This is a genomic window from Corynebacterium sp. HMSC036D02, assembly GCF_001836165.1.
Taxonomy (GTDB): domain Bacteria; phylum Actinomycetota; class Actinomycetes; order Mycobacteriales; family Mycobacteriaceae; genus Corynebacterium.
In genome coordinates this window covers 1-331 of record NZ_KV827697.1, presented here as the reverse complement: position 1 = coordinate 331, position 331 = coordinate 1, and the positions used below count along the sequence as shown (strand labels likewise).

General features: G+C 55.6%; 1 protein-coding gene. It reads left to right on the top strand.

Features of this window, described 5'->3' with window-relative positions; all coding sequences use genetic code 11:
• A partial coding sequence (locus tag HMPREF2743_RS09830) for an HNH endonuclease signature motif containing protein (RefSeq protein WP_141761410.1) occupies nucleotides 1–331 on the top strand: 331 nt, incomplete at both ends.

Genomic DNA, 331 nt, shown 5'->3' with positions numbered 1-331 from the left:
CATCATCACCCTCAACGAGCTAGACCAGATCATCAACGGCGACGGCGATGACATCGAACTCAACCTCACCAACGGTGGGCGCATGACCGGCGCAGAATTCTTAACCCACAAGTTTGCCGAAATAGGCTATGCCACCCTCGTCCACCCTCTTGAAGGCCCCATCAACACCTGGCGACTAGAACGTAGAGCAAACCTCAACCAACGCCTTAGCCTGCACGCGGAATTCCACACCTGCTCTAGACCTGGCTGCAATAAACCAGCAGACTACTGCCAGGTCCATCATTTGGTGCCCTGGCAGGCCGGTGGCTACACCAACATCAACAACCTGACC